General features: G+C 33.9%; 20 protein-coding genes and 1 pseudogene. 4 read left to right on the top strand and 17 right to left on the bottom strand.

Annotation, left to right across the window (positions count from 1 at the left end; genetic code table 11):
- Positions 1 to 6 precede the first annotated feature (6 nt).
- The 7 genes from BR44_RS09320 to ptcA all read right to left on the bottom strand — a co-directional run bounded on the left by BR44_RS09320 (position 7) and on the right by ptcA (position 7,651).
- Positions 7 to 837: a pyruvate, water dikinase regulatory protein gene (locus BR44_RS09320; RefSeq protein ID WP_034552127.1), complete on the bottom strand. Its 831-nt coding sequence runs from the start codon at positions 835 to 837 to the stop codon at positions 7 to 9.
- A gap of 9 nt (positions 838 to 846) precedes the next feature.
- Positions 847 to 1,482 carry a helix-turn-helix transcriptional regulator gene (locus BR44_RS09315; RefSeq protein ID WP_245592955.1) on the bottom strand — a complete coding sequence of 212 codons (636 nt, stop codon included), beginning with the start codon at positions 1,480 to 1,482 and terminating at the stop codon, positions 847 to 849.
- A 255-nt stretch (positions 1,483 to 1,737) separates the two neighbouring features.
- Complete coding sequence (locus BR44_RS09310) at positions 1,738 to 2,664, bottom strand: 2-dehydropantoate 2-reductase (protein WP_034552123.1); 927 nt, start codon at positions 2,662 to 2,664, stop codon at positions 1,738 to 1,740.
- A gap of 40 nt (positions 2,665 to 2,704) precedes the next feature.
- Complete coding sequence (locus BR44_RS09305; protein WP_156954946.1) at positions 2,705 to 3,751, bottom strand: PTS sugar transporter subunit IIC; 1,047 nt, start codon at positions 3,749 to 3,751, stop codon at positions 2,705 to 2,707.
- A 257-nt stretch (positions 3,752 to 4,008) separates the two neighbouring features.
- Positions 4,009 to 5,121: an agmatine deiminase gene (gene aguA, locus BR44_RS09300; protein ID WP_034553214.1), complete on the bottom strand. Its 1,113-nt coding sequence runs from the start codon at positions 5,119 to 5,121 to the stop codon at positions 4,009 to 4,011.
- A 28-nt stretch (positions 5,122 to 5,149) separates the two neighbouring features.
- Positions 5,150 to 6,478, bottom strand: a complete 1,329-nt coding sequence (locus tag BR44_RS09295; RefSeq protein ID WP_034553211.1) for an APC family permease — start codon at positions 6,476 to 6,478, stop codon at positions 5,150 to 5,152.
- A gap of 126 nt (positions 6,479 to 6,604) precedes the next feature.
- Complete coding sequence (gene ptcA / locus BR44_RS09290) at positions 6,605 to 7,651, bottom strand: putrescine carbamoyltransferase (protein ID WP_034552118.1); 1,047 nt, start codon at positions 7,649 to 7,651, stop codon at positions 6,605 to 6,607.
- 263 nt (positions 7,652 to 7,914) lie between these two features.
- On the opposite strand from ptcA, the gene BR44_RS09285 reads away from it, so the two are divergent.
- Positions 7,915 to 8,982 carry a helix-turn-helix domain-containing protein gene (locus tag BR44_RS09285; RefSeq protein ID WP_034552116.1) on the top strand — a complete coding sequence of 356 codons (1,068 nt, stop codon included), beginning with the start codon at positions 7,915 to 7,917 and terminating at the stop codon, positions 8,980 to 8,982.
- Between the two features lie 447 nt (positions 8,983 to 9,429).
- Here the strand turns inward: BR44_RS09285 and BR44_RS09280 are convergent, their stop codons facing one another.
- The 6 genes from BR44_RS09280 to BR44_RS09255 form a co-directional block, all read right to left on the bottom strand.
- Positions 9,430 to 10,536 (bottom strand): GGDEF domain-containing protein, encoded by a 1,107-nt coding sequence (locus tag BR44_RS09280; protein WP_051912673.1) that lies wholly within the window; start codon positions 10,534 to 10,536, stop codon positions 9,430 to 9,432.
- Positions 10,537 to 11,000: 464 nt separating this feature from the next.
- Positions 11,001 to 11,825 carry an ABC transporter permease gene (locus BR44_RS09275; RefSeq protein WP_034552112.1) on the bottom strand — a complete coding sequence of 275 codons (825 nt, stop codon included), beginning with the start codon at positions 11,823 to 11,825 and terminating at the stop codon, positions 11,001 to 11,003.
- Positions 11,822 to 12,754 carry a daunorubicin resistance protein DrrA family ABC transporter ATP-binding protein gene (locus BR44_RS09270; RefSeq protein WP_034552110.1) on the bottom strand — a complete coding sequence of 311 codons (933 nt, stop codon included), beginning with the start codon at positions 12,752 to 12,754 and terminating at the stop codon, positions 11,822 to 11,824. Before BR44_RS09270 ends, BR44_RS09275 begins: the two co-directional genes overlap by 4 nt.
- A 351-nt stretch (positions 12,755 to 13,105) precedes the next feature.
- Entirely contained in the window at positions 13,106 to 13,999 is an 894-nt protein-coding gene (locus tag BR44_RS09265; protein WP_034552107.1) for a metallophosphoesterase, read from the bottom strand.
- 319 nt (positions 14,000 to 14,318) lie between these two features.
- Positions 14,319 to 14,600, bottom strand: a complete 282-nt coding sequence (locus BR44_RS09260; protein ID WP_051912671.1) for a YkvA family protein — start codon at positions 14,598 to 14,600, stop codon at positions 14,319 to 14,321.
- Positions 14,601 to 15,121: 521 nt separating this feature from the next.
- Positions 15,122 to 16,798 (bottom strand): formate--tetrahydrofolate ligase, encoded by a 1,677-nt coding sequence (locus tag BR44_RS09255; RefSeq protein ID WP_034552104.1) that lies wholly within the window; start codon positions 16,796 to 16,798, stop codon positions 15,122 to 15,124.
- A gap of 173 nt (positions 16,799 to 16,971) precedes the next feature.
- Between BR44_RS09255 and BR44_RS11665 the strand changes: the two genes are divergently transcribed.
- The 3 genes and pseudogenes from BR44_RS11665 to BR44_RS09245 all read left to right on the top strand — a co-directional run.
- On the top strand, positions 16,972 to 17,124 hold the full coding sequence (locus tag BR44_RS11665; protein WP_169740202.1) for a hypothetical protein: 153 nt from the start codon (positions 16,972 to 16,974) through the stop codon (positions 17,122 to 17,124).
- A gap of 136 nt (positions 17,125 to 17,260) precedes the next feature.
- On the top strand, positions 17,261 to 17,821 hold the full coding sequence (locus tag BR44_RS09250; RefSeq protein WP_034550943.1) for a helix-turn-helix domain-containing protein: 561 nt from the start codon (positions 17,261 to 17,263) through the stop codon (positions 17,819 to 17,821).
- Positions 17,776 to 18,651 (top strand): annotated as a pseudogene (locus BR44_RS09245) (IS3 family transposase); the annotation flags it as partial. The gene BR44_RS09250 and the pseudogene BR44_RS09245, both read left to right, overlap by 46 nt.
- 80 nt (positions 18,652 to 18,731) lie before the next feature.
- Here the strand turns inward: BR44_RS09245 and BR44_RS09240 are convergent.
- From BR44_RS09240 to BR44_RS09225, 4 genes are all read right to left on the bottom strand, one after another.
- The gene (locus tag BR44_RS09240) at positions 18,732 to 20,522 is read right to left on the bottom strand and encodes an ABC transporter ATP-binding protein (RefSeq protein ID WP_034552100.1); all 1,791 of its coding nucleotides are present in this window, start codon (positions 20,520 to 20,522) and stop codon (positions 18,732 to 18,734) included.
- Complete coding sequence (locus BR44_RS09235) at positions 20,522 to 22,276, bottom strand: ABC transporter ATP-binding protein (protein WP_034552097.1); 1,755 nt, start codon at positions 22,274 to 22,276, stop codon at positions 20,522 to 20,524. The genes BR44_RS09240 and BR44_RS09235 overlap by 1 nt, the downstream gene beginning before the upstream one ends.
- A gap of 142 nt (positions 22,277 to 22,418) precedes the next feature.
- The gene (locus tag BR44_RS09230) at positions 22,419 to 22,727 is read right to left on the bottom strand and encodes an ArsR/SmtB family transcription factor (protein ID WP_034552095.1); all 309 of its coding nucleotides are present in this window, start codon (positions 22,725 to 22,727) and stop codon (positions 22,419 to 22,421) included.
- Positions 22,728 to 22,893: 166 nt separating this feature from the next.
- Positions 22,894 to 25,026, bottom strand: coding sequence for a type IA DNA topoisomerase (locus BR44_RS09225; RefSeq protein ID WP_034552094.1), 2,133 nt, complete (start codon positions 25,024 to 25,026; stop codon positions 22,894 to 22,896).
- Positions 25,027 to 25,134: the final 108 nt, after the last annotated feature.

Here is a 25,134-nt window from a genome sequence, read left to right as displayed (position 1 = left end):
CTGTCTTTAATTGTTATTGAATAGAGTAGTATCTGTTTTTTTCATGTAGTCAAAAATTAAGTTTGCTGTTTCTTCTATAGCGTTATCAGAAACATCTATGATTAAACAACCAATTTTCTTCATAATTTTTTCAGCATAATCTAGTTCTTCAAAAATACGATTCATTTCAGCATAACTAGCATTTTGTGGCAATCCTAAATTTTTCAACCGTTCTTTCCTTATGCTGTTTAATTTTTCAGGAGCATTGGTTAAACCAATAACTCTAGTTGGTGAAATTTGATAAATTTCTTTTGGTGGTTCAGATTCAGGAAAAAGTGGAATATTTGCAACCCGAATATTTTTATTTGCTAAATACATGGAAAGAGGTGTTTTAGAAGTCCTTGATACCCCTAGGATGACTAAATCTGCTTTTAGTATCCCTCTTGGATCTTTCCCATCGTCGTATCGGACAGAAAACTCGATTGCTTCAATCCTATTAAAATATTCTTGGTCCATTTTCCGAATAATACCCGGTTCTCCTAATGGCTTTAAAGAGGTTGCCTGCTCGATGACAGCTAAGCCGTTCCCCAAAATATCTACTAAAAAAAATGACTGCTTCTTTGAGAATTCTGTTAAATACTTTCTTAATTCTTCTTGAACCAATGTATAAAAAACAACCGCATTTTCTTCTTGAGAAATGCTAATAAGGATTGTCTCTAATCTTTTTTTAGTTAATACATGAGTATATTTCTTGATTTCTTCCACTTCTAAAGAATACTGAGAAAGTATGGAGTGTATGACTTGCTCGCCGGTTTCCCCAATTGAGTCAGAAATAAGATAAATTGCCACAGGTTTCATATAATCCTCCTACATTTCATTTTTAATAATGTTCAAAAACAAGCGACTAATTAATGTTTTTGAAAATTTCCCAACTACTTTTAACTGTCTAGGCCCTTCTCCGCCAGCGAATTCTATGACCGGAAGACTGTCAACTTCATGTTCTACAAGTTTTTTTGTTGCACTTTCAACGGAATCGTTACTAAATGCGTAGGCAACATTGGGCACTCTAGTCATTGCCATACTGATTGGCATTTCCTCGATATTCATTTTTCCAATCACAGTCTTTAATAAGTCTTTTCTAGAGACAAGTCCGACAAGATGATGGCGCTCTGTAATGTAGATTGAACCTACATCTTCTAAAAACATTTTTATTATCGTATCTTGGATGGACGTGTCAGAGCTTACTATTACAGGGATACTCATAACATCTTCTACTTTTTTTTCTTTTATATCCTTGATTATAAACGGCTCTACTCTATGTGCATTATAGAAATAACCTACTTTAGGTTTTGCAATTAATAATTCACTCAATGTCATGAGTGATAAATCAGGTCTCAAAGTGGAACGAGAGAACCCTAGTAACGCAGCAATTTTTTCTCCCGAAATGGGTTCATTTTTTTTAACAATTTCAATAATGTCTTTTTGTCGTTCGCTTAAGTCCATCATGTAACTCCTTTCGATAGTGCATCATATAAAACATATAGTATGACACATTTGAGTTGTTGTCAACTTATAACTACGCTATTGGGTCATTTTAATATCTAATAGGTTGTGAAAACAAACTATCTAAGAATCAAAAAAAATAAAGAGCTAGCACAGTATATACTGTGCTAGCTCTTTATTTTTTAATTTTTTCTTACTAAACAACTCATATAATTTTATGCTGCTCTTTCCATTTTAAAAAAATAACTATTTACCTTAACGTTTGATTCCCAAAATATCTTCTTTAGCATGAATTAATTGAGTGATTTGCTTACTATAGGGAGCTTCTAAGCCTTTATCCTCTGCCTCTTTTGCAACCGTGCCATTTAAAAAGTCAATTTCAGTTAAACGTCTATTTTTCAAATCTTGGTACATAGAAGGATAGTGTGCTCCAACTTTTTCTGCAGTCGCTTTTAAATAGTTAATGGTTTCTTCTACGTCTAAACGAGCTCCTTCAGTTTCAGCCACAATTGAAAATTCATTAACGATGCCTTTTAGTAAATCATCAATTTCAGTCGTTTCGAATAACTCTTTAATATTGCAGTCCAATAATGAACATAAAGCATTCATTGTTCCATTGACACAAGCTTTTCTCCATGTTGTGAAATGAACATCCTCACTATAGACACCATTCAACCCACTGTCAGCCATCATTTTCACTATTTGAAGTGTACCCTCTTTTTCGTTGATATCAGCATTTTGAACTTCCACAGGGCCTTCACCCATGAAATGCGTTTTTCCAGGAGCATCTAAGCCACCAGTCCAGAGTGTTGTTCCCATAATAATGTTTTTTTCTGGAATGTATTCAGAAATTGTCTTGGCGTGTCCTAATCCATTTAGTAAACAGATAACTTTAGTATCTTCTGTTAAGATATGTTTGATTTCTTCTAACATATGGCGTAATCCCATTGATTTGGTGAAAATAAAAACAGCATCAAATGTGTCTTTAATTTCAACAGGTTTTCCTATTGGAATAACCATGTTATCTTCTTTTCCATTTACCGTTATTGTCAAACCATTGTCTTGAATGGCTTTGATGTGATCATCCCAAAAATCTATCAAGGTAACGTCATTCCCATTTTTTTGCATCATGTAACCAAATCCACAGCCTAAAGCTCCAGAACCTGCAATTGCTATTTTCATTTTTACTATTCCTCCATCTAGTTTATCTATTTTATTTTACTTAATTTGAAATTGGTATAAATTCAAAGATATCATGTTCGTAAATATGCAAAACTTTACTACAAACAAAATCAATAAGATAACCACCTACAAAAGGTATCACAAAGTAAGCTAAAAGAACACTAATTATACTTGTTCCCATATTAAATGCTTGGATAGGTCCAACTAAACCAACGATTCCAAAACCAGCTGATTGTGGTGTGCCTTGAATTGTCAGCAAATAGACACCGATTCCCGAAATAAAGGCATTCATAACTACTGGAATTACAATTTTAGGGTGTTTAATTAAATTAGGAATCATCATTTTCATAGCTCCCAACAAGATGGCTAATGTTGTCCCTGTTTTATTAATTCGTAAAGAACCTATTACTAAAATTGCAGTACATGCCGTAATCCCTACTGCCGCCGCTCCAGCTCCTAATCCGGTAACTCCAATAGCAATTCCTATCGCAACAGTTGAAATTGGTGAAATAATGATGATTGAAAAAGCAATAGAAATTAAAATAGTCATTAGTAATGGTTGTAAAGTAGTAAAGCTGTTGATTACGTTTCCAATTGAAGAAGTAATCAGTCCAACATACGGAAGCATAATCAAACCTAACGTACCTACTCCAGCACTAACGATAATCGGCATTAAAATGAGTGTTAATGATCCTAAACGTCCTTGCAAAAGCCGTGTAACAAATACTGCAATAGCAGAGACAAGCATAACATTGATTAAGTCTCCGATACCAACTAATTGTACTCCTGTTTCAGTAACTTTGTAAGCACCTGAACCTAAAAAGGTAGCTGCCCCTATAACGACACTTTCTATTCCGCTTAATTTAAATTGCAGTGCTACTAGAACTCCAATAATTGCTGGTGTGATAAACTGCATGACCATCACGACATTGGCTAATAATTCGAATACAGATCCATAGGGTATAAGAGACTTGAAGATTGAACCCAATATCGCATTTGCAATCAACCCAATAACGATTCCTGAAGCTGTACCTGCTAAGACTTTATTTAAATAATCTTTTCCTGTATACGCAACTCTACTTTCCATTACTAAACTCAACCTCTCATATTTCATCTAATGATGAAATAGTTATTTTTTGTATGTGATTCGCTTCACAAGAATTACTTACTAATTCATTTTATCACATAGTTTAGAGAAGTCAAATAGTTTTAAAAAAAATCCTTATAAACGTTCATGATCCCTTTTTAAGTGTCTACACTAAAAAGGGATCCTTCCGCAAGCCAACGTAAAATAGAGACTGGGACGTCAGTCAGTCCAAGCCTCATTAACTATCTGATTATTTTTTATTCATACCTTATTTTTTCACTTACACTCGGTTGTTGTTGAGTGATGCAGTGAATATTGCCTCCTCCCAAAAGAATTTCTCTTGCGTAAATGCCAGTTATCTTATAGTTTGGAAATGCCTTTTGAATAGTTTCAATAGCCTTCTTATCATTTGAATCGTTAAATTGTGGAACGAGAACACCGCCATTAGCAATATAAAAATTGGCATAAGAAGCTGCTAAACGATCTCCTTCTTCCCGTGGAAGTGTTCCATTAACAGCATCCACTCCTTCACTTTCTTCTTTTGTAATTAAAACATTAGCTGGTAAATCTAATGTAATGATTTCTAATTTTCTTCCCTTCGCATCTACTGTTTGACTTAATATTGAATAGGCTTCTTGACAAATCTCGTATTGAGGATCCTCTTCATCTTCTGTCCAGGCTAAAACGACTTTCCCAGGGGCCACAAAGTGGAGAATATTATCTACATGTCCATTCGTTTCATCGTTATAAATACCACGGGGAATCCAAATGATTTTCTCTAAATTCAAATTTTCTTTCAATCTCTCTTCAATTTCTTCTTTTGTTAGTCTGGAATTGCGCCCTTCACTCAATAAACATTCTTCAGTAACGATTACTGTTCCTTCTCCATCCACATGAATGGATCCACCTTCTAAAATAAAATCATCCAACCGATAACAATCTAATCTTTCTATATCACACATTTTACCTGCTATTTGATCATCTTTATCCCATGGAAAATAAAGCCCATCTACTAAACCGCCCCAAGAATTGAAAGCCCAGTCAATGCCTCTAACTTCTTTTTCATTTATTACAAAAGTGGCTCCCACATCGCGCATCCATGAATCATTATTGGACATTTCAATGACACGAATTTGTTCAGGTAACATATTTCTAGCATTTTCATATTGCTCGTTGCTCACACACATAGTTACCGGTTCGAATTGACTAATTGCAACAGCCACTTCCGTAAAAACTTTCTGAGCAGGTTTCCCCCCTAATCTCCAATTATCAGGTCTTTCAGGCCAAATCATCCAGCAACCATCATGTTTTTCGAATTCCCCTGGCATTCTATATCCATCTGTTTTGGGAGTTGTTTTTACTATTTTCATCATTCATACCTTCTTCCTTTAAATTTGATCAACCAATTTTCTTTACTTTGATAATAAGCTCACCAATCACTATAAAAACAACCGCTCCTATTGTAATTGGCAAAGTTGCTTCTAGAGTACTTGAACTGCTATCCATTGGAATAGCTATAAAAATAAGCGCAATGATTATTAACGACATTGGAGTATAGGCTAATAGCCTTAAAAAATTTTTATTGCCAACTACTTTAAACGGCCTCTCTGTATTTGGATCTATCTTGCGTAACTTTAGAAATGCTGGAAAAACTGGCACGTATGACAATAAAAACATTACTAAATTAAGGGCAAAGAAACTCCAGAATAGATCTTCATTCGGAATAAATGGTGCGATAATCACAACAAATGAAGCAACAAGCCCATTCATTATAGGTGCTCCAAAGGGTATACCATTCTTTCTTCTTTTTTTAAATATACTTGGCATATCTCCGTTATCTGCTGCGTATGCTGCTACGCTATTTACGCCCATCGACCAAGAAATCATATTTCCAAAAAGTGTTAGTAAAAATAAAATGCCCATAACTGAAATAAAAATTCCTGTTGGGTTACCAGTTAGGAGTTGTAAACTTTCAATTAATCCACTGCTAGTACTAATTTCTTCTGTCGGAATAGCTACACCAATACCAAATGCTGAGAATATATAAATTGCTGCTATCACTAATCCACCTATAATAATCGCTTGCGGTATTTGTTTTTTAGGATTCTCCATATCGTCAGCCATTGTAGTAATCACTTCAAAGCCTAAAAAATTAAAGAGAATAACAGAAACAAAGGATAAGCTTTTAACATCAAACGATGGCAATAAAGATTGCACGGTATATTCATTAGCAACGCCATACGTTATCGCTCCGTAAATACCAAGTATTCCAACTATTAAAGCCAGCAGCACTTTAATCACTGCTGCACCATTTAAAATCCAGACACTATCACTAATAGGAAAAAAAGCAATGACTGTAACAATCCAAATAAAGATTAATTCAATCATAATACCTACAATTGTATTAATTTCCCATCCGCTAATTAAGGAAATCATTTCTGGAAAAATAATAGCTAAAGAAGCCATCCATAACGGGAAATTGATCCAATAATACCAAGATACCCGAGCTCCCATCTTTCGACCAAATGCTTTCCTTACCCAATCATATAATCCGCCCTCTCCGTTGTAGGTTGTTCCTAATTCAGAAGCAATCAAGCCATACGGTACTAAAAAACCAATCATTAAGAATATCCACCAGAAATATTGAGAATTCCCAATAGCCGCCACTGGAGCTGCAGCTTCTGCAACAAATACAACACAAATCACGGACAAAACAGCATCTATCATTCTAAACTTTTTCTTTTCTTTAGGTTTATCCAAAACAAGCACCTCTCTTTTTTTGTGATTAGAACTTTTTGTGGCTATTTTAGATTGAATCTAGCCACAAGTAAGTCCTATCGACATTCACTATTTTTATCTTTGATACAAGAAGTCTAAGTCAAGATCTTTAAGCACTTCGTTTAATTCTTCTTTTGACTTTACCTTTTTATCTTCATCAAACTTCTGTTGTTTTCCAGCTTTTCCCATTAAGTAAACTAAAAGACCCCTCATAGCTGTCAAACGGTTACCGGCTTCTTCAAAAGCAATAGAATAGTCAGAATCTAGCACTTCATCTGTTACTTCTTCTCCTCTTGAAGCTGGTAAACAATGCATAAACTTAGCATGAGGAGATGCTTTTTTCATCATTGCATCAGTCACTTGATATTTAGGATAAAAAGTTGCCATTCTTTCTTTTTCCGAAAGTTCTGCATCATATAAACCATACCAAACATCCGTATAAACAAAATCTGCATCTTTCATGGCTTCATCTTCGTCTTCTGTTAACATAAATGATCCACCGGATAATTCACAATTTTTATTTGCAAGTTGTTGCAGCTGTTCATTCAATTGGAATTTTTTCGGTCCATATTGGACAAAATCCATACCTAATTTAGTCGTAATCATCATCAAAGAAGTACATACTTGAGTAGCATCTCCCACAAAAACAATCTTACAGTCTTCCAGTTTCTTTCCTTCTGGTAAAAACTCAACCATTGTACAGATATCTCCCATTTCTTGAGTAGGATGATTGTAATCAGACATTCCATTAATAACGGGAATCGTTGCATTATTTGCTAAATCATAAACGCTCTCATGCCTGTCTACCCGTGCCATTAAAATATCGACTAATTTAGAAAGAACGACGCTAGTATCTTCGATTGTTTCATGTCCACCTAATTGAATTTGTCCAGGAGCTAGATATTGAGCATGTCCACCAAGTTGTTCCATTGCTGTTTCAAAAGAAACCCTTGTGCGAGTAGAGGATTGCTGGAAAATCATACCTAATGTTTTATTTTTTAATAATTGTGGATAATACCCTGCCTTAATCGCTTGTTTAATTTTCAGAGATAAGTGAATAATATCCATCAATTCTTCTTTTGTATAATCTTTCGTTGTGATAAAATCTTTTACGTATGTCATTTTTTCTCCTCCTATATAATAATATTGCGTCCGTTGAGAACGTTCTCAATTTGACGTCCTTAATTTAACACTCATTCTCAAAGTTGATAATCTATCTAAAGGTAGATTATCAACTAAACTTTTCTAAACTCCTCTAAACCCGTCTTTTCATCTTCCTTTTTTACAACATTAAGTTTCCCCAGAAGCATTGAAAGTGTTTTCATTTTCTTGTATACTAAACTTAAATTCAAGTACGGTCATTCCATAAGTAGAGGAGTTTTATTATGAAAGAACTCACTTTTTTGTACAATATTATTTTAATTGTTTTGTATTCTATTTCTTTGACTTCTATTTCTGCTATTTATATAAAAACTAAGAAACCAATCTACCTGTATACTGCTATTATGTTTTTGCTCTTTATATTTGATAACACGGTTATTTATATGACTGAGTTTTTAAGCGGCTTTGGTCATTCTTACAACATGCAATTCATGGACGTTCCTGCCTTTAAGACAATTATTGTTCTAGGTACTGCTTTTTCATACTATATAATCAATTATTATATTTTACAGCTAAAAAGAAATTACATTGATTCTTTTATCTTGATTGCTTATGCTGTGTACTTATTATTTATCCCTATGATGAATGACAATGCATTAAAAGTTTGGCTTTATTATCTACCCGCCCAACTTTATCTAGCTTATCTTGCTAGTACAGGATTGTATCATGTGAAAAAATACCCTGTTTTATATAAAGATTCTTTTTTTAATCGTTATACAAAGCTCCTCAAAATTTCATTATGGTTCTCTTTGTTCATTTTGATTGAAGATACCATTGTCATTTTTAATTTTGATATCTATTCCACTTTATTACTAAAAATAAATAATCGAAATATTGGAGAAGATATCCTAAGCATCATCTATAGCATTGCTGCTATCAAGCATACCTCTAACTATCTAAATAATAGTTCGTTTAATTTAGAAACAAAACACACCTTCCCTACTCTTAGAGAAAATAATACAATACCTGAAATTTCTTATACACCTGTTAGTTCAAATACTCACAATATTTTTTTACCTAATCATGATAAAGAAGAGTTAAGTACTAACGAAGAAGAATTTGAACAAGCCAATAATACCTTTAACTCCTTTTGTCAAACCTACCATTTAACTACAAGAGAACAAGATATTTTTCATGAAATTTTAGCAGATAAAAGTAATGATGAGATTAGTGCTATTTTGTTTATCTCTATCGGAACAGTAAAAACTCATATGCATAACATTTATCAGAAAGTTCATGTAAATAAACGTACTCATCTATTGCATGCGTACCATGCTTATCACGAAAAATAATCCATCCATACGGAGCAATAAACGCATACTCGAATAAAAAATGACTTGTTTTAACCTAATATACGAGAAAAACTACCATTATATCTGCTAACAGACAAAAAACGGAGATTAATTGTGTTTACATTGATTAAACTTAATAATCTACACATCCTGACAGATCTAACCTTTATCTGCTATGTACCTTTTATCATCACCATTAACTGAATAGATTGCATTAGCTATCGTTCAATTTTTACTAACGATAAGTACAAATTTATTTCCCCACTTTTTTATTTCATTTCATATAGTCCCTATACGATGTGCAACCACTAATATAAATTAAGTTAAAGAAAGCTAAAGAAACAAACCTGCAACTTCACTTCGTTTTCGTAGGTATCGTTTAAAAAAAATGGAACTATTCCCCAAAAAAAAGAACCCTATTTTATTATATAGTGTTCTTCGAATTTTTTAATGTGAGACTGAAGGAACCTGTGTATAGAAACAAACCTTATTTCTGCCACTTTTTTTCGCTGCATATAATGCCTGATCAGCATTATCATACAGTTGATCAATTTCTTTTGTAGTATCACTGTATGTTGTAATCCCTACTGAAATCGTTATATGGATTGCTAATGTTTTATTTTTTATAACAAAAAATGAATTTTCGACTATTTTTCTTAATGACTCCGCTCGCTCATGTACTTCTTTAAGGCTATAGTCATGAAGCAAAATCGAAAACTCTTCTCCTCCATTTCTAGAAACAACATCATACGAACCTTGATTCATTTTTAAAATAGCTGCTAACTTTTTTAATACAACATCGCCTTCTGTGTGTCCATAAGTATCATTGACTTGTTTAAAGCGATCAATATCTAGGAGTATAATAGAAATAGTTTCATTAGTTTCTATTTGTCTTTTTTTTGCTTTATTAAAGGCTAGATCAAAACTGCGAACATTGTTTAGACCCGTTAATGGATCTGTAAAAGCAAAATTTTTATGTTGTTTAAATAGAAACTCACTTTCTGTTAAATAATCCATGATGTAAACAGCAACAACCCCACCCGCTATACAAATAATCCAGTAGTTTATCATTAAAGGCAGGTTAAGATACTTATTAGTTGGAAACAAAATAATGAGTATTGTATAAACTACATTGCTCAAAGCCAACATAACCACTATGGAGACCCAACGATTTTTAATTTTTTGAAAACAAATAGAGAAAAGCGCCCATGATGTAATGATAAAAAGTATATTTAAGAATGAATGCAAGCTAATGCCTACCATGAACCTAGTTAAGATAATCAGAAGAGCTGTTATAGATACTGACAACCCATTCGCGTAAAGAACAACTAACATCAATGGAATAATTCGAAGATCAATGATTGAATTTGTCCCACTTACGATACTAAAATGCATCAAAATAGCACCTAACAGACCACCTAGTATCCCAGTAATGATTGATGAACAGTTGGTTTGGTATTCTTTAGTCATTTTTTTGAATAATTGTTTGTAAATGAATAGAGAAGCAATCAACACACAAAGATTTAGAAAAAAGCCTTCATAAATTGACAACATTGACATCTCTCCTTTTTTATCTATCTGTCTATTCGTTTATTAAATATCCTTACCCAATTAGAGTATTCTTCTCATTATACTCTAGTTATTTAATAATAACGACTAGTTCACTAAAGTGTAGAAAAGTGTACACAGTTATTAAAATACGTCTAATTCGTACTAATTTCCTTTTGTTGTTCTTGTATCCTTTAGCTATACAAGAACAGCTAGGCTGGATTTATGATAATCTTGCCTTTTATGAAACTGTGTCAGCTTGATGCCTGCATGAATCTCTATTTCACGTTTTCAATAGTTAATGAACATTATTAACGTACCGTATTATAATCCCCTTGCTTTTGTAAGGTATTGTTGACTATTCTTTGGCTTTTAATCTACGATAATAGAATCCTTTAAATCAGATAAACAAAAAGGAATCTTTAGCTAATCTAGCTAAAGATTCCTTTTTAAGTTGTTCTAACTCTTCATTATTTTCGAGCTAATGGATTGCGAGATATCTTATTAAAGTCTGCACGGACAAAAGAATTTGTAGCCAATAATAAGAATAAAGTTCCAAAAGCAGCGATAATAAATCCACTCATCCAAGGTGTCACTATAACACCATTAAAATCAAATGCTAAACCAAGCTCCAACCAACCTGCTTGGGTTAAATTACCTTTTTCTAACATGATGGTTCTAAAAAAAGCTGTCGTATACGTCATAGGATTAAAATAGGCAACATATCTAAGAACATCAGGCAAAAAAGCGAGTGGAATATAGGCTCCTGATAAAAATGTAAAAGGCAATACAACTGCTTGCTGTACGACTTGGAAAGTAGAAGAACTTTTTACCATTGAAGCTAAAAACAAACCTAACCCTGAAAAAACCAAACCTACCAAAATTAACGCTAGTAGAACATAAATGATTGTTGCCCAATGGTCAAATCTCAATCCCGTAAATAAGCCAATAATTAAAATAAGAATGCCTTGAGTAGTCGCAATAGTAGCTGCTGAAAATATTTGTCCTAACGCTACTTTAAAACGACTAGTAGGACTAACTAATATTTCTTTCATAAAACCGGAAACCGTATCATCAATTGTAGATGTCGCAATATTTAACGATGTTTGGAAAACTGTTGCTGTAACAATTCCTGCTAATAAAAAAGCTGTTGGATCTTCTACTTGATCCATTTTAAAAACTGATTTAAAAATGTAAAGGAAAAAAAACGGAATAACTAGTGAAGTTATTAATTTTACTCGATCACGAACGAATCCTCGAATATTTCTCAACCAAAGGGCTGTAATGGTTCTCATTCTGAAGTCTCCTCTCTTATTTCTTTACCTGTAATTTCTAAAAACACATCATTTAATGTTCCTTTTTTGATTTCTAAATCTATTACTTCATTTTTAAATTCTTGTATAACATCTAAAAACTGTTGTATGTCATCTATATCAACATCTACATAAAAAAATTCTTTTTCTTTTTTATACGTGAATTTTTCTTTTGCTAATTCTTTCTCAAAAGAATCTGAATTTTTCACTTGTACAATCGCTTTATCTTTTGTGTAACGACGTTTCAAGTTTGCCGGTGTATCATCTACCATAATTTTCCCATTATCCATGATTGCAACATGATCGCAAATTTCTGCTTCGTCCATATAATGTGTCGTTAAAAAAATTGTAATATTTTTTTCTTTTTGAAGTCTTGTGATGTATTCCCACATTTTATTTCTTGTTTGAGGATCTAAACCAGATGTTGGTTCATCTAAGAATAAAACTTTTGGATAATGTAAAAGTGCACGAGCAATCTCCACTCGTCTTTTCATTCCACCAGATAGAGTCGCTGCAATTTTATCTTTCCATTCAAGCAAATCAACCAAATCCAATACAAAATGGATGCGCTCTTTGACTTCTTTTTTAGGAATGTCATAAAAAACGCAATGCATATTCAAGTTCTCGGTGATTGTCATTTTTTCATCTAATGTTGGGGACTGAAAAACTACCCCTATCGCTTTTCGCACTTCATCTTTTTCAGTTGAAACGTCTTTTCCATCAATCGTCAATGTACCAGATGTTTTTTCCATCATCGTCACTAAGGTATTGATTGTTGTGCTTTTCCCAGCTCCATTTGGTCCAAGAAAGGCGAAGATACTTCCTTCTTTTACATTGAAAGAAACATTGTCAACTGCAGTAAACTCTCCATATTTTTTAGTGTAGTTTTTAACTTCAATCATTGGGTTCATAGTTTCTACTCCTTTTTATTCTCTTGAATACTAGCTCAGAATAGGCCACTATATAAAGAGCGATATTAAAAAAAGTTACTAATGTGTAACTTTCAACATTGGTATAAGCATGCGAAATAATACGGTCAAGAATGCGCTTTTTAAGAATAGTATAACTAAATTGAATCCATTATAAAATAAAAAAAAACGACATGAACCATACACTCAGACTGTTAATGAAAATTTCTTTACTCTTTTTCTCTTTTCAAGTGATTTTCATTAACAGGTTGTTTTAACTTTATTATCATGTTCTTCCAACGTGGATAAGTGCATGCCTGCTTTCTCAATCAACGATTCATATAATGTTGTCACTTACCTAATATCAAATGTTTCAATTGGATCAGGGCCTCTCACTACATCTCTTTCAATTGCCAGTACACCATCTGTATTCACTTTAATTTTCCATCTTACCAATTGAATTTGTCCTTCAGTCAATTCAATACACGTAATAATACTGGGATAAACACAACAGCCTGAATTAAAATAAGGAAGATCTGCACTTTTAGGGTATTTAAATCTATGCGTATGTCCGCAAATTAAGGCCATTTTATTTTCCTTAATCCATTTATTAAAGTTTTTTTCAATTTTGTGTCGTTTTGTAATGTTCTTTATAGGACTGGATGGGTTTCTCATGCCAAATCCGTGCAAGAATTTCCAAAAATATCTTATTGAAAGCCTTGTGAAAAATGCAAATTGATCATTGGCTGCATCTCCTTGATGGCCGTGTACGGTTAGTATTTCTTGTCCCGTTTCTAAGTTTCTTAATACCAAGGCTTCTATCGGTTTCAATCCTTTAAGAAAATCAAAAAAGACTTCATTGTATTCATCATAATTCGTATAATAATTTTCTTTTACATATTTTTTATTCTTTAATAACAAATCATGGTTGCCATATAGGCGTATCAAACGATTTTCATCAAAAAAATCTTTAATCACATCAAATATTTCTCGATGCGCATTTTTGGTGTATTTAAAATCTGGATACTCTAGCAATTCATCGCCATCGCCTGCTTCAACATAAGTAAAGCCATTTTTGTAATAATATTTTAGTGCATGATGATAGATATTTCTATTTCGCGCAAATTCATCTGACATGCTTCCATTTCCTCTATGGACATCACTAAAAAAGATGTATTTCGAGTTCTCATCAAAATATTCCACTCTAGCATGCTTATAGGCTTCTGTTAAGCGTCTATTGGTAAACATTCTATCACCTTCTTTTATGTAATTTATTGAATTGCACACATTGTTAATTTCAGTATACTTTATCTATCCTTATAGTAAAAACAATAAGCAACTACAATGCTTTTCAAATCTTTTTATAAAACTAAAGAAATGCTTGATTCGATAGGCTTATTCTTATTTAAACCTGTTTATTGTGGCCCATTCACCGCCTCATTTTAGACAGATATTTCCGATAGCCTGTTGCATCTAGTACAATAAAAAATAGAGGTTAAGGAAACATCCGGCCTCTATTGTCTATTTGTTTATTTCGTTTTAAATCTAATTCACTCATTCAGTAAAATTAAATCTTTTCTGCTTCTTTGATGGGTTGATTTCTTGTTGATTCTTTATTTTCTGAAAGTAGCTTATCTGTAATCATTAGTAAGATTGGAAGAATCACATCATCCGCATAACCTACTAAGGGAATGAAATCTGGAATGAAGTCAAAAGGACTAATGATATATAAGACTATAGCTGCTGCCATTAGTTTCTTTTTCCTACTTATTTTTTTACTGAAAAGCGAAAGAATCAATTTTTCCACTTGTCCCACGGGTCTTTTATTTTTTTTTTGAATTGCTTTCATTTTTCCATCCTCCTTTATTGGTTAATAGCAAGTCTGCCCATTATTATACTAGAATGGATAAGCATGAATAAGATACGATAAACTAACCGGTCGGTATGATAAGATTAGCGCCATAGCGAAGAAGAAATACATGAATGACTTCCTTCTTCCTATAACTAAGAAATGAAGCTAACTGCTGTTTAGTTGACTAACCTTACAAGTTAGAGCTTTATTTCGGTAAAATAAGTTACTCTATTCATAGTATAGTAGCCTCTCATTTATAATTAATCGGTCTTAAGTACGATTTTAAAAATGATTTCTGTACAAGATAAGATATAAATCAAATTTTTGATTTTTCCAAATGAGAACTTGCTAAAACAATGCAACTTACCGTTACGTAAACAAGAGAAGACATAAAGACAACAATACGGAGCCCTTCCTCTTAGTCTTGAGTTTTTAACTATTTTTTAATTAAATAAACGAACAAGGTTGCAAAGAAAATTTTATCCTTCACAATCTTGCTTGTCTTTTTATTCTTTCGTTTAAAAGAGTCCTATAATCTCACCAGATTCATCTATATCGATATTTTCGGCTGCAGGAACTTTTGGTAATCCTGGCATTGTCATAATGGCTCCTGTTAGTGCTACGATAAATCCGGCACCAGCAGATACTTTCAAGTTTTTGATAGTCATTGTAAACCCTTCTGGGCTACCTAATAAATCTTTATTATCTGATAAAGAGTATTGTGTTTTAGCTACACATATAGGCAAGTGACCGTAACCATTTTCAGTTAACAGTTTTAACTCTTTTTTAGCTTCAACTGAATATTCTACTCCGTCACCCCCGTATACTTTTGTTGTGATCTTGTGCAACTTATCTTCGATAGAGTCTTCAGATTCATAAACGAATTTAAAATTGTTTTCTCTATCTGCTAATTCTTTGACCTTATCTGCCATTTCTAAGCCGCCTTCGCCACCTTTTGCCCATACGTCAGATAAGACCGCTGGTACATTGATTTCTTGGCAAGCTTTCAATACTACATCACTTTCATTTTGTGTATCAGTTGGGAATTTATTAATTGAAACGACTAGTGGCAATCCAAACACATCTCTAATATTACTGATGTGTTTCAATAGATTAGGTAAACCTTCTTTAACGGCTTCTATATTTTCTTCTGATAGCTGCTGTTTTTTTACGCCACCATGCATTTTCAATGCCCGAATAGTAGCTACCAAAACAACTGCATCTGGTTCCAAATTGGCATTCCTGCATTTGATATCAATAAATTTTTCAGCACCTAAGTCCGCACCAAATCCTGCTTCTGTAACAACATAATCAGCATATTTCAAAGCTGTTTTCGTTGCAAGTACACTATTACAACCATGAGCAATGTTAGCAAATGGGCCACCATGAATAATTGCTGGTGTATGCTCTAATGTTTGAACAATATTAGGACGAATAGCATCTTTCAATAAGGCCGTCATTGCACCCTCAGCTTTTAGCTCACCCGCTGTAACTTGTTTCCCGGTTATTGAATACCCAATAACCACTCGTTTAATTCTAGTTTTTAAATCGGCTAAGCTATCGGCCAAACAAAGAATCGCCATGATTTCTGAAGCTACGGTAATATCATATCCGTCTTCTCTTGGGACACCATTTGCTTTGCCGTTTAAGCCATCAACAATATAACGTAATTGACGATCATTCATGTCAACAACTCGTTTCCAAGTAATTCTTCTGCTATCAATATCCAAAGCATTGCCATGGAAAATATGATTATCTATTAAAGCAGCAAGTAAGTTGTTAGCTGCTCCAATTGCGTGGAAATCGCCAGTAAAATGTAAGTTAATGTCTTCCATCGGCACAACTTGAGCATAACCGCCACCAGCAGCTCCGCCTTTCATTCCAAATACAGGTCCAAGTGAAGGTTCTCTTAATGCAACAACCACTTTTTCTCCTTGTTTATTCAAAGCATCGGCTAATCCAACAGATGTCGTTGTTTTTCCTTCTCCAGCTGTTGTGGGAGTCATCGCTGTCACCAAAATCAACTTCCCATCTGGTTCGTCTTTTAATCTTTCCAATTCATTAATGTCTAACTTAGCTTTATACTTTCCATACCTATCTAATGAATCTGAATTGATTCCTAATTTTTCTGCTATTTCAACAATTGGCTTCATTGTATTTTTTTTTGCAATTTCGATATCACTTAAAAAAGTCATCTACGCTGCCCCCTATAAAATTTTCTTCTGCTTAATTTATTACAATTCAAATTAATGCGTACATCCAACTAAGTATCCTACAGACCTATTTTCATTGTTTTTGTAGCAACTCTAAGTCGCTAGTCACATTCTATTTACTAAATGCTTTAACCACCAAATGAATATCTTTTAAAATGAATTTCGGTAAGTTTTTGTTGCCTGCTTTCGTTTCTTCAAAAATCAGTACCATTTTATCATTATACTCTGCATACTTTGGTTTGCCAATTGTGAATGCTGCAATCCTACTAGCCAATAAAGATTGGCAGCCTCTAGATGATTTTGTTTAACTGGTTTTTATATTCACTCATTGTATTTTCTAGATATATGGTTCTACTAATTAAAAAACGAACCATAAAAAAGACCGACACGGTACCGACCCCCAAAAGTTAGAGTAAATAATCTAATTTTTGGGGGTCTTTTTGTATGGCTAAATATCATGCTGATTTAAAATTAAAAATTGTAAAGGAGTATCAAAATGGAACGTTGACATATGATCTATTGGCAAAAAAATATGGTATGCCAAGTTCATCACCTATAAAACAATGGGTCAATCTTTATACTCATTATGGAAAAGAAGGGCTAATCCGAAAAAAAACAAAAGAAGTCTATTCTGTTCATTTCAAACTAGATGTATTACAATTTATGAAACGAACAGGTGCTTCTTATCAAGAAACGGCTAATTCCTTCGGAATCAGAGAATTCTCTATCATTGCGAACTGGAATCGTGCATTTAATAAAAAAGGTATAGAAGGCCTGAAATTTCAACCAAAGGGGCGACCTCCTATGTCTAAACATCCAAAGAAAAAAATAGAAAGTGAAGAAACTATGTCTAAAGAGCAAGAACTTAAGCATGAGAATGAGCTTCTACGCTTAGAGAATGCTTACTTAAAAAAGTTAAAAGCTTACGAGGAGAATCCGGATGCCTACCTCGAAAAGCACAAGCGGCGTTGGCATTCGAGCTCAAAGAAGAAGGATACAAATTAAAGGATGTCCTTGTAGTTGTAGATATTCCCGAAGCGACGTATCATTATCATTTAAAGCGATTGAACACAGACGAACAAGATATAGCTCTAAAAAATAAGATTTCAGAGCTATTTTATCGCTTCAAAGAACGCTATGGATACAAACGGATCACGAATGAATTAAATAAAACTGGACTAGTGATCAATCATAAAAAAATTTATCGGCTGATGAAAGAGTTAGATCTGAAGTGTATTAAATTTACTCGTAAGACTCGAAAGTATAACTCTTACAAAGGAACCGTTGGAAAAACTGCAAAAAATCTACTAAACCGACGGTTTTCTACTCCGCTTGCATTGCAAAAATTAGTGACAGATATAACTGAGTTCAAATGTCTTGATGATCAGAAACTTTATCTTAACCCAATTTATGATTTATATAATGGAGAAATCATCTCGTTTGGTATTAGTAAACGACCAACATTAGATTTAGTATTACGTCCTCTAGTAGAAGCCATTCAAATTGTAAAAGAGAACGGGACAGTTCGCACTACGATTCACTCTGATCAAGGCTGGCATTATCAGCATAATAAATGGAGACACCATTTAAAAAAGAATAAGCTCTTTCAGAGTATGTCTCGCAAAGCCACCTGTTCTGATAATGCCTCAATGGAGAATTTCTTTGGGATTATGAAACAAGAAATGTATCACGGCGAGCCTCTAGTTACCTACGATCAACTTAAGAAACAGATAGAAGAGTATATCGATTGGTATAATACTATTCGCACAAAACAAAAACTGGCTGGCTTAAGTCCAGTAGAATACCGAACTCAAACCAGCCAGTTGGCTGCATAATATTAAACTCTAACTTTTAGGGGTCAGCACCCACTAATGTGTGATTCAGTCTTTTTTATGGTTAAGTTGCGCTAATTTATTTAATAATCGCCAGTTCTTTCTTGATATGTCTGCAATTGATACATATCAAAGTAGGTCCCTTTTTTGTTGATTAATTCATCATGACTGCCTTGTTCAACGATTTCACCCTTGTTCAAGACTAAGATTTTATCGGCATCTTTAACAGTGGACAATCGATGAGCGATAATTAATGAAGTCCGATTTTTACGCATATTGGCCAAACCTTTTTGGATTTTACCTTCTGTTTCGGTATCAATATTGGCTGTCGCTTCATCTAAAATTAGAATACGCGGAGAACGTAGAATTGTTCTAGCAAAACTAATCAACTGCTTTTCGCCGGCAGATAAACTTGCCCCTCGTTCAATGACCTTTGATGCATAGCCATTTTCCATTTCAGATATAAAATCATCTGCATAAACAAATTCAGCTGCTTTCTTAATTTCTTCTTCAGTATAGGAGGTATTGTACATACGGATATTATCCGCAATATTTCCATAAAACAAGAAACTATCTTGCAAAACTAATCCCATTTCATTTCGAAGCACTTCTATTGGCATATCCTTCAAGGAATAACCATCGATGGTTATCGCTCCTTCATGATACTCGTAAAAGCGCATCAATACATTGATGATTGAACTTTTCCCTGATCCAGTTTGACCTACTAAAGCAACTGTTTGACCTGGTTTCACTTCAAAGCTGATGTTACGCAAAACTTGTTTCTCGCCATCATACGAAAAATTTAAATTGCTTACTTGAATGTGTCCATTTGTAATCTGGCCCTTTTCTTCTTTTGTGGATTGAGGAGCGAGTTCATCACTTTTCAGCAATTCTTGAACGCGGTGTCCAGCAACGATTCCATCTTGTAAAGAACTTAAACTATTCATCATTTGACTAATGGGTTGAAAGAATGAACGAGAATACGCGGTAAATGCATACACCAATCCAATATCAACCGCATTTTGACTCCAATCTTGATACCCAAAAATGAGCAGGACGGCTACTAAAGCGATAGATTCAATCACATTGATAGCTGGTGCTAATAATAAAGCGTTCATACTGTACATCGAACGACGAGAGGCCACATACTCTTGATTGATTTCGTCAAACTCTTCTATAAAATTATCTTCTTGATGGTATTTTTGAATAATACTCATTCCACTGATAGATTCGCTTAAACTAGCATTCAATTGACTTAATACACTTCTCATACGACTGTAAACAAGAGTACTTTTCTTTCGATAGACTCCAGCCATCCAAATAATGAAAGGAATAAAGAAAAGAAAGACTAACGCCATACGCCAATTCAACGCAAACATAGCGATCGTAATTGAAATAACACTAAATAATCCATTAGACATATTTAAAAAAACTGTCCAAAACTCTTTAATAGTCTCCGTGTCATTTGTCACTCTAGAAACAACTGTACCCGCAGGTGTTTGGTCAAAATACCTCATTCCCAGTGAACCAACTTTTTCGTATAATCGATTTCGAATGTTTCCTACCGTTCTTTCTGAAGCCGTATTAAAGAGAAAGTCTTTCCCATAAGAAAATACTGCTTTAAGAACAGTTAATACTCCATAAAAGGTTACCACACGAATAGTAATATCCATTGTTGCTGTACCATTTGTTAGATACGTATCAATGTAACGTTGAATAATGATAGGTAAATAGGCAGCAATTGCTGAGCTTAGTGCCAGGAACACAAAAGAAATAATAAAAAGAAATTTATGCGGTTTTGCAAACCGCATCAGGGTTAGCAATATCCGACCTGATTCTCTAGTGGAAAAGGCTGTTTGTTTCTGTTCGGCCATTACATTCCCTCCCCATCTAATTTTTTCTCAAGCTGTTGCTTATGGTACATATCGTTATACCAACCGTCTATTCCAATTAATTGTTGATGAGAGCCGCGTTCGCTCATCTTACCTTTTTCCATTACAATGATTTCATCTGCATGCATGATTGAACTGATACGATGAGCAGAAATAATCGTTGTTTTGTGACGTCGTTCTTGTTTTAATAAACTTAAAATGGTTTCTTCTGTTTGTGCATCTACAGCTGACAAAGAATCGTCTAGAATCAAACATTCTGGTTCTACAGCTAACGCTCGAGCAATTGCGATTCGTTGTTTTTGTCCGCCAGATAAAGAGACACCTCGTTCCCCAACTTTTGTATCATACCCTTCAGGAAATTGTAGAATATCTTCATGGATATTAGCTAAGTGTGCATACTTTTCTACTTTTTCTTGAGATAATGTCGGATTTCCAAATCGAATATTTTCACGAATAGTTGTTGAAAATAAAAAGTTTTCTTGCGGAACAATAGCAATCCCTTTTTTTAATGATTCTAATGCATACTCTTTTATATCAATACCATTATATGAAATCGTTCCTTCATATTGATCATAATCACGTAGCAATAATTTATACAGCGTGCTCTTACCAGAACCTGTTCTACCAACCACTCCCAACATTTTTCCTTTTTCTAATTGAAAAGAAACATTGGTTAAAGCGGGATGCACATCATCTGGATAAGTAAATGATTGAATATTAAAGTCAATATCCCCATCTAAAGATTGACGATAAGGATTTTCCGCTTCCACAATAGAAGTCTTATTTGCTAGTAGAAGTTCCACCCTATCATAAGCAGCACCTCCACGTTCAAGTGTGTTGATAAGCCCACCTACAGCTAATAAAGGCCACTGCATCATGCCAATATAACTAATAAAAGCCACTAAATCTCCGATTGAAATGCGTCCAATTTGAACATAATTCCCACCAACCAATAAGGCAATTACATACGTTGACCCCATAATGATTTCGATACTTGGACTTAAAGCTGCTTTTAATTTGTAAACACGTTGATTTTTATCTACTACTTTTTGTGTCTCTTCTTTAAATGCAGAAAAATCTTCTTCTTCTTCACCAAATGTTTTGAGGACTTTCATGCCTGTCACACTTTCTTGAACGTGGTTATTCATCGAAGAAAAAGCTTGTAAAGCGCCACGGTAACGTGCATGAATCATTTTCCCCAAATAAGTGGAAACAATAATTAAAATCGGCAACGGTAAAATAGATAAAAGTGTCAGCTTCCAATCAATGAAAAAAAACATTGAAAATAATGTTATTCCACCTAAAGATAAAGCGTCCGTTAACGTTAAGACACCATCGGCAGCAACGAATCGTATCGCTGCTAAATCATTTGTTGCATGAGCCATTAAATCTCCTGTACGGTATCTTTGAAAAAAACCAGCATCCATACGTGTGAAAAATGAAAACAAGCGATTACGTAATATGGACTCGATCAATGTTGAATTCCCAAATAACGCCATCCTCCAACCGTATCGTAAAGCATACATAACCAATGAAAAAATAAGTATTAGTGCAACAAAAAAAAGTAAAATTTCCCAATTTAGCGTTCCCGCTATAAAGTGGTCAATAATATTACCAATAATGATTGGATTCAAAACTTGTAAAATGGCACAAACTATTAAAGCAACTACACCAAAAGTATAGCTTTTCCAGCGTAATTTAAAAAACCAACCATATTTTTTTAACGTATCAAACATTTATTTCATTCCTTTCATTTTATCCTTTTAAGTTGAACGGCCTCTTTTTCATAATAAATAAGAGTTAGTGGAAACTTTTTTTATTCTTCCCTTCGTTTTGTCGTTAAAAGTACGTTTACACCTGTAACTAGAACAATACATTTCATCCTTTTTCAACTTCTTCATGAATGACAGTCCTATTTAGTGAAGTGAGTTTTATCGTATCCAATATGAGTTGATTTATTTTGTTCTCATTTAAAGAATAATGATGCCAAGTTCCCGTTTTTTCTACTGTCACTAAACCCGCAGCTACAAGTACTTTTATATGATGGGATAAAGTAGGCTGTGTAAAATCAAATTGCTCCAGAATATCGCAAGCACATAATGCTTTATAAGAAAGCATCTCTACTATTTTAACACGCTTAGGATCAGATAAAGCTTTCATCACATTTGCATAAGACTCGTAGTCCATACTTAGACCTCTTTTCTCTTCATTTTGCTCCCTTACTAATATAGATGAAATCCTATCTATGCGCAACTTTTTTTTTCAACTATAAAAAAATCATACTTAAAAAAGTAGTCTATCCTAATACAGATCACTTCTCAATTATGATTTTTTTTATAAAATTCTCTTATCTTTATTTCGTTACTTTTTCGTAAGGTTTAAACAGTAACTTATAATCCTCAGTCAACATCAGGGCCGCTGAAAATGGTTTTCCCTCTTTGCTCTTAAAGCCTTTTAATACTTGCGTTTCTTTCGTATGGATCAAATTTTTGATCATAGCTTCAGATAGGGTTTTTCCTACATAACGTTTTGGCAGTGTAAAGGTACATCCATTACTGTAGCCGCTGCAGCCATACAATTTACCTTTATTTATTATTGACTGTCCACATGCAGGACATTTTACAATCATCTGTTTAGTATTATAGTTGCTACTTACATGAGTAGACCAATCGTTTTTTTCAATCACTTCTGTGCTTGAAACTAACGTATGGTGAATAAACTTTTGGATATTGGCTAAGAAGGCTTGCTGAGTGCCTTCCTCATTTTTTATTTTTTTTAAATAAGTCTCCCACTTGGCTGTCATCTCAGGACTGCTTAATAAAGTGTTTTCTACTGCTTGACAGAGTATCGTGCCTTTTTGGGTAACAGTTACATTATTTTTTTGTATATCTATATATTTTTGCTTTTTGAGTGTTTCAAGAACATTGGCTCTAGTCGCTTCTGTTCCAATTCCTTCTGTTGCTTTTAGAATTTCTTTTTCTTCCTCATTTTCCAATTCTTTGCCGCATGTCTTCATTGCTGTGATTAAGGTACCTTCTGTGTAAGCTTTTGGCGGCGAAGTAAAACCTTCTGAAGTAGACAAATCTGCTTCAACCGCTTCATTTTTTTGTACTAAAGGTAGCTCTGAGCTTTCTTTTTTATCTGAATTTTTGCTAGCTGAATATTCTAAGTTTCGCCAGCCTTTTTCTATAATCGTTCTTCCTTTACTAGTAAACGGAAGTCCTTTAATATCCACTGTGATTATTGTTTCATCATACTTAAAGTTTGTTTCAAACATCGCCAGTGTACGCTTTAAAACGGTAAAATAGATGTCTTTTTGAATCGACAGCAACTTATCTAAATCTTTTTGTGTCGGTATCTTTTTAGTTGGAATAAGTGCATAATGCTCTTGAACTTTTGAACCGTCTACATAGCGTTTTCGTTTACTTGTATTCGGCTGTTTAATGGTATAGTTCAATAGACCTTGGTAACCTTCCATTCTTTCTACCAAGTAATGAAACTCTGAATCGGTAATATGACGGCAGTCACTTCGCGGATAACTTAATAGTTTTGCTTCATAAAGGGACTGGACGTGTTTCAATGTATCTGATGGACTTACTTTGTACTTCTTATTTATGAAACTCTGCAAGTCACTTAAAGAAAAGAGTAACGGTGAAAGTTGTGATACGTGTTTCATTTCAACATTAGAAATCACTGCTGGATTGCTGGCCAGAAGTTGATGTTTTTTTATTAAATTTAGTAATTCTTTTTTTGTCGGAAATTTTTTATTGTATTTAGCTTTAAACATGCCATTTTCAGTTTTTACCAGTGCCTGCATTTCAAAAAATGGTTCTGGAATAAAATTGTCAATTTCTTTTTGCCGCGTATGAATGAGATAAAGGGTTGGTGTTTGGACACGTCCTACACTAAACACCCCTTCATTAATGCCTTTTTTCTGCAAAGAAAGTGTGTACATGCGGGATAAATTGATACCCACTAACCAGTCACTTATTTGTCTTGTTTGGGCTTCAATATAAGTAGAGTAGAACTCTTTTCCATCTCTTAAGTTGGAAAATCCTTTTTGTATTTCATCTGGTTCAAGTGAATTGATCCATAGGCGTTTGATTTCTTTGTTGCCAACTTGTGCTTGGTTAATAATCGAACGAGCAATATGTTCTCCTTCTCGATCGCTATCAGTGGCGATCACAATTCGGTCAGCTTCTTTGAGTAATTTTTTCACCACATTAAATTGTTTGGCTTTTCCTTGTCCTACTTTGAATTTAAAGGCCTCTGGAAGAATCGGCAATTCTTTCATACTCCATTTTTTCCATTCCTCTTTGTAGTCTTCTGGAGAAGCCAATTCAATCAAGTGTCCAAAACCCCAAGTAATGATATCATTGGACGGATTTAAAATAATGTATCCATCTTTTTTTGAAAAGTTCCCAAAAGATTCAGCATACGCTTGCGCTTGAGACGGTTTCTCTGCAAGGATCAATGTAAGTCCCATTACTTATCAATCTCCCTTACTTTATTTTCTTTATAACCCTTTCCTTTTTAGTTGCTACTCGTTTTAGTTCTAGAGACCGTATAATAATTGCTCAGTTACGTCCAACCT

It is taken from the genome of Carnobacterium funditum DSM 5970, from assembly GCF_000744185.1.
GTDB classification, from domain to species: Bacteria; Bacillota; Bacilli; order Lactobacillales; family Carnobacteriaceae; genus Carnobacterium_A; species Carnobacterium_A funditum.
Note: the sequence above shows the minus strand (reverse complement) of the source record. Positions and strands in the feature narration are given on the sequence as shown.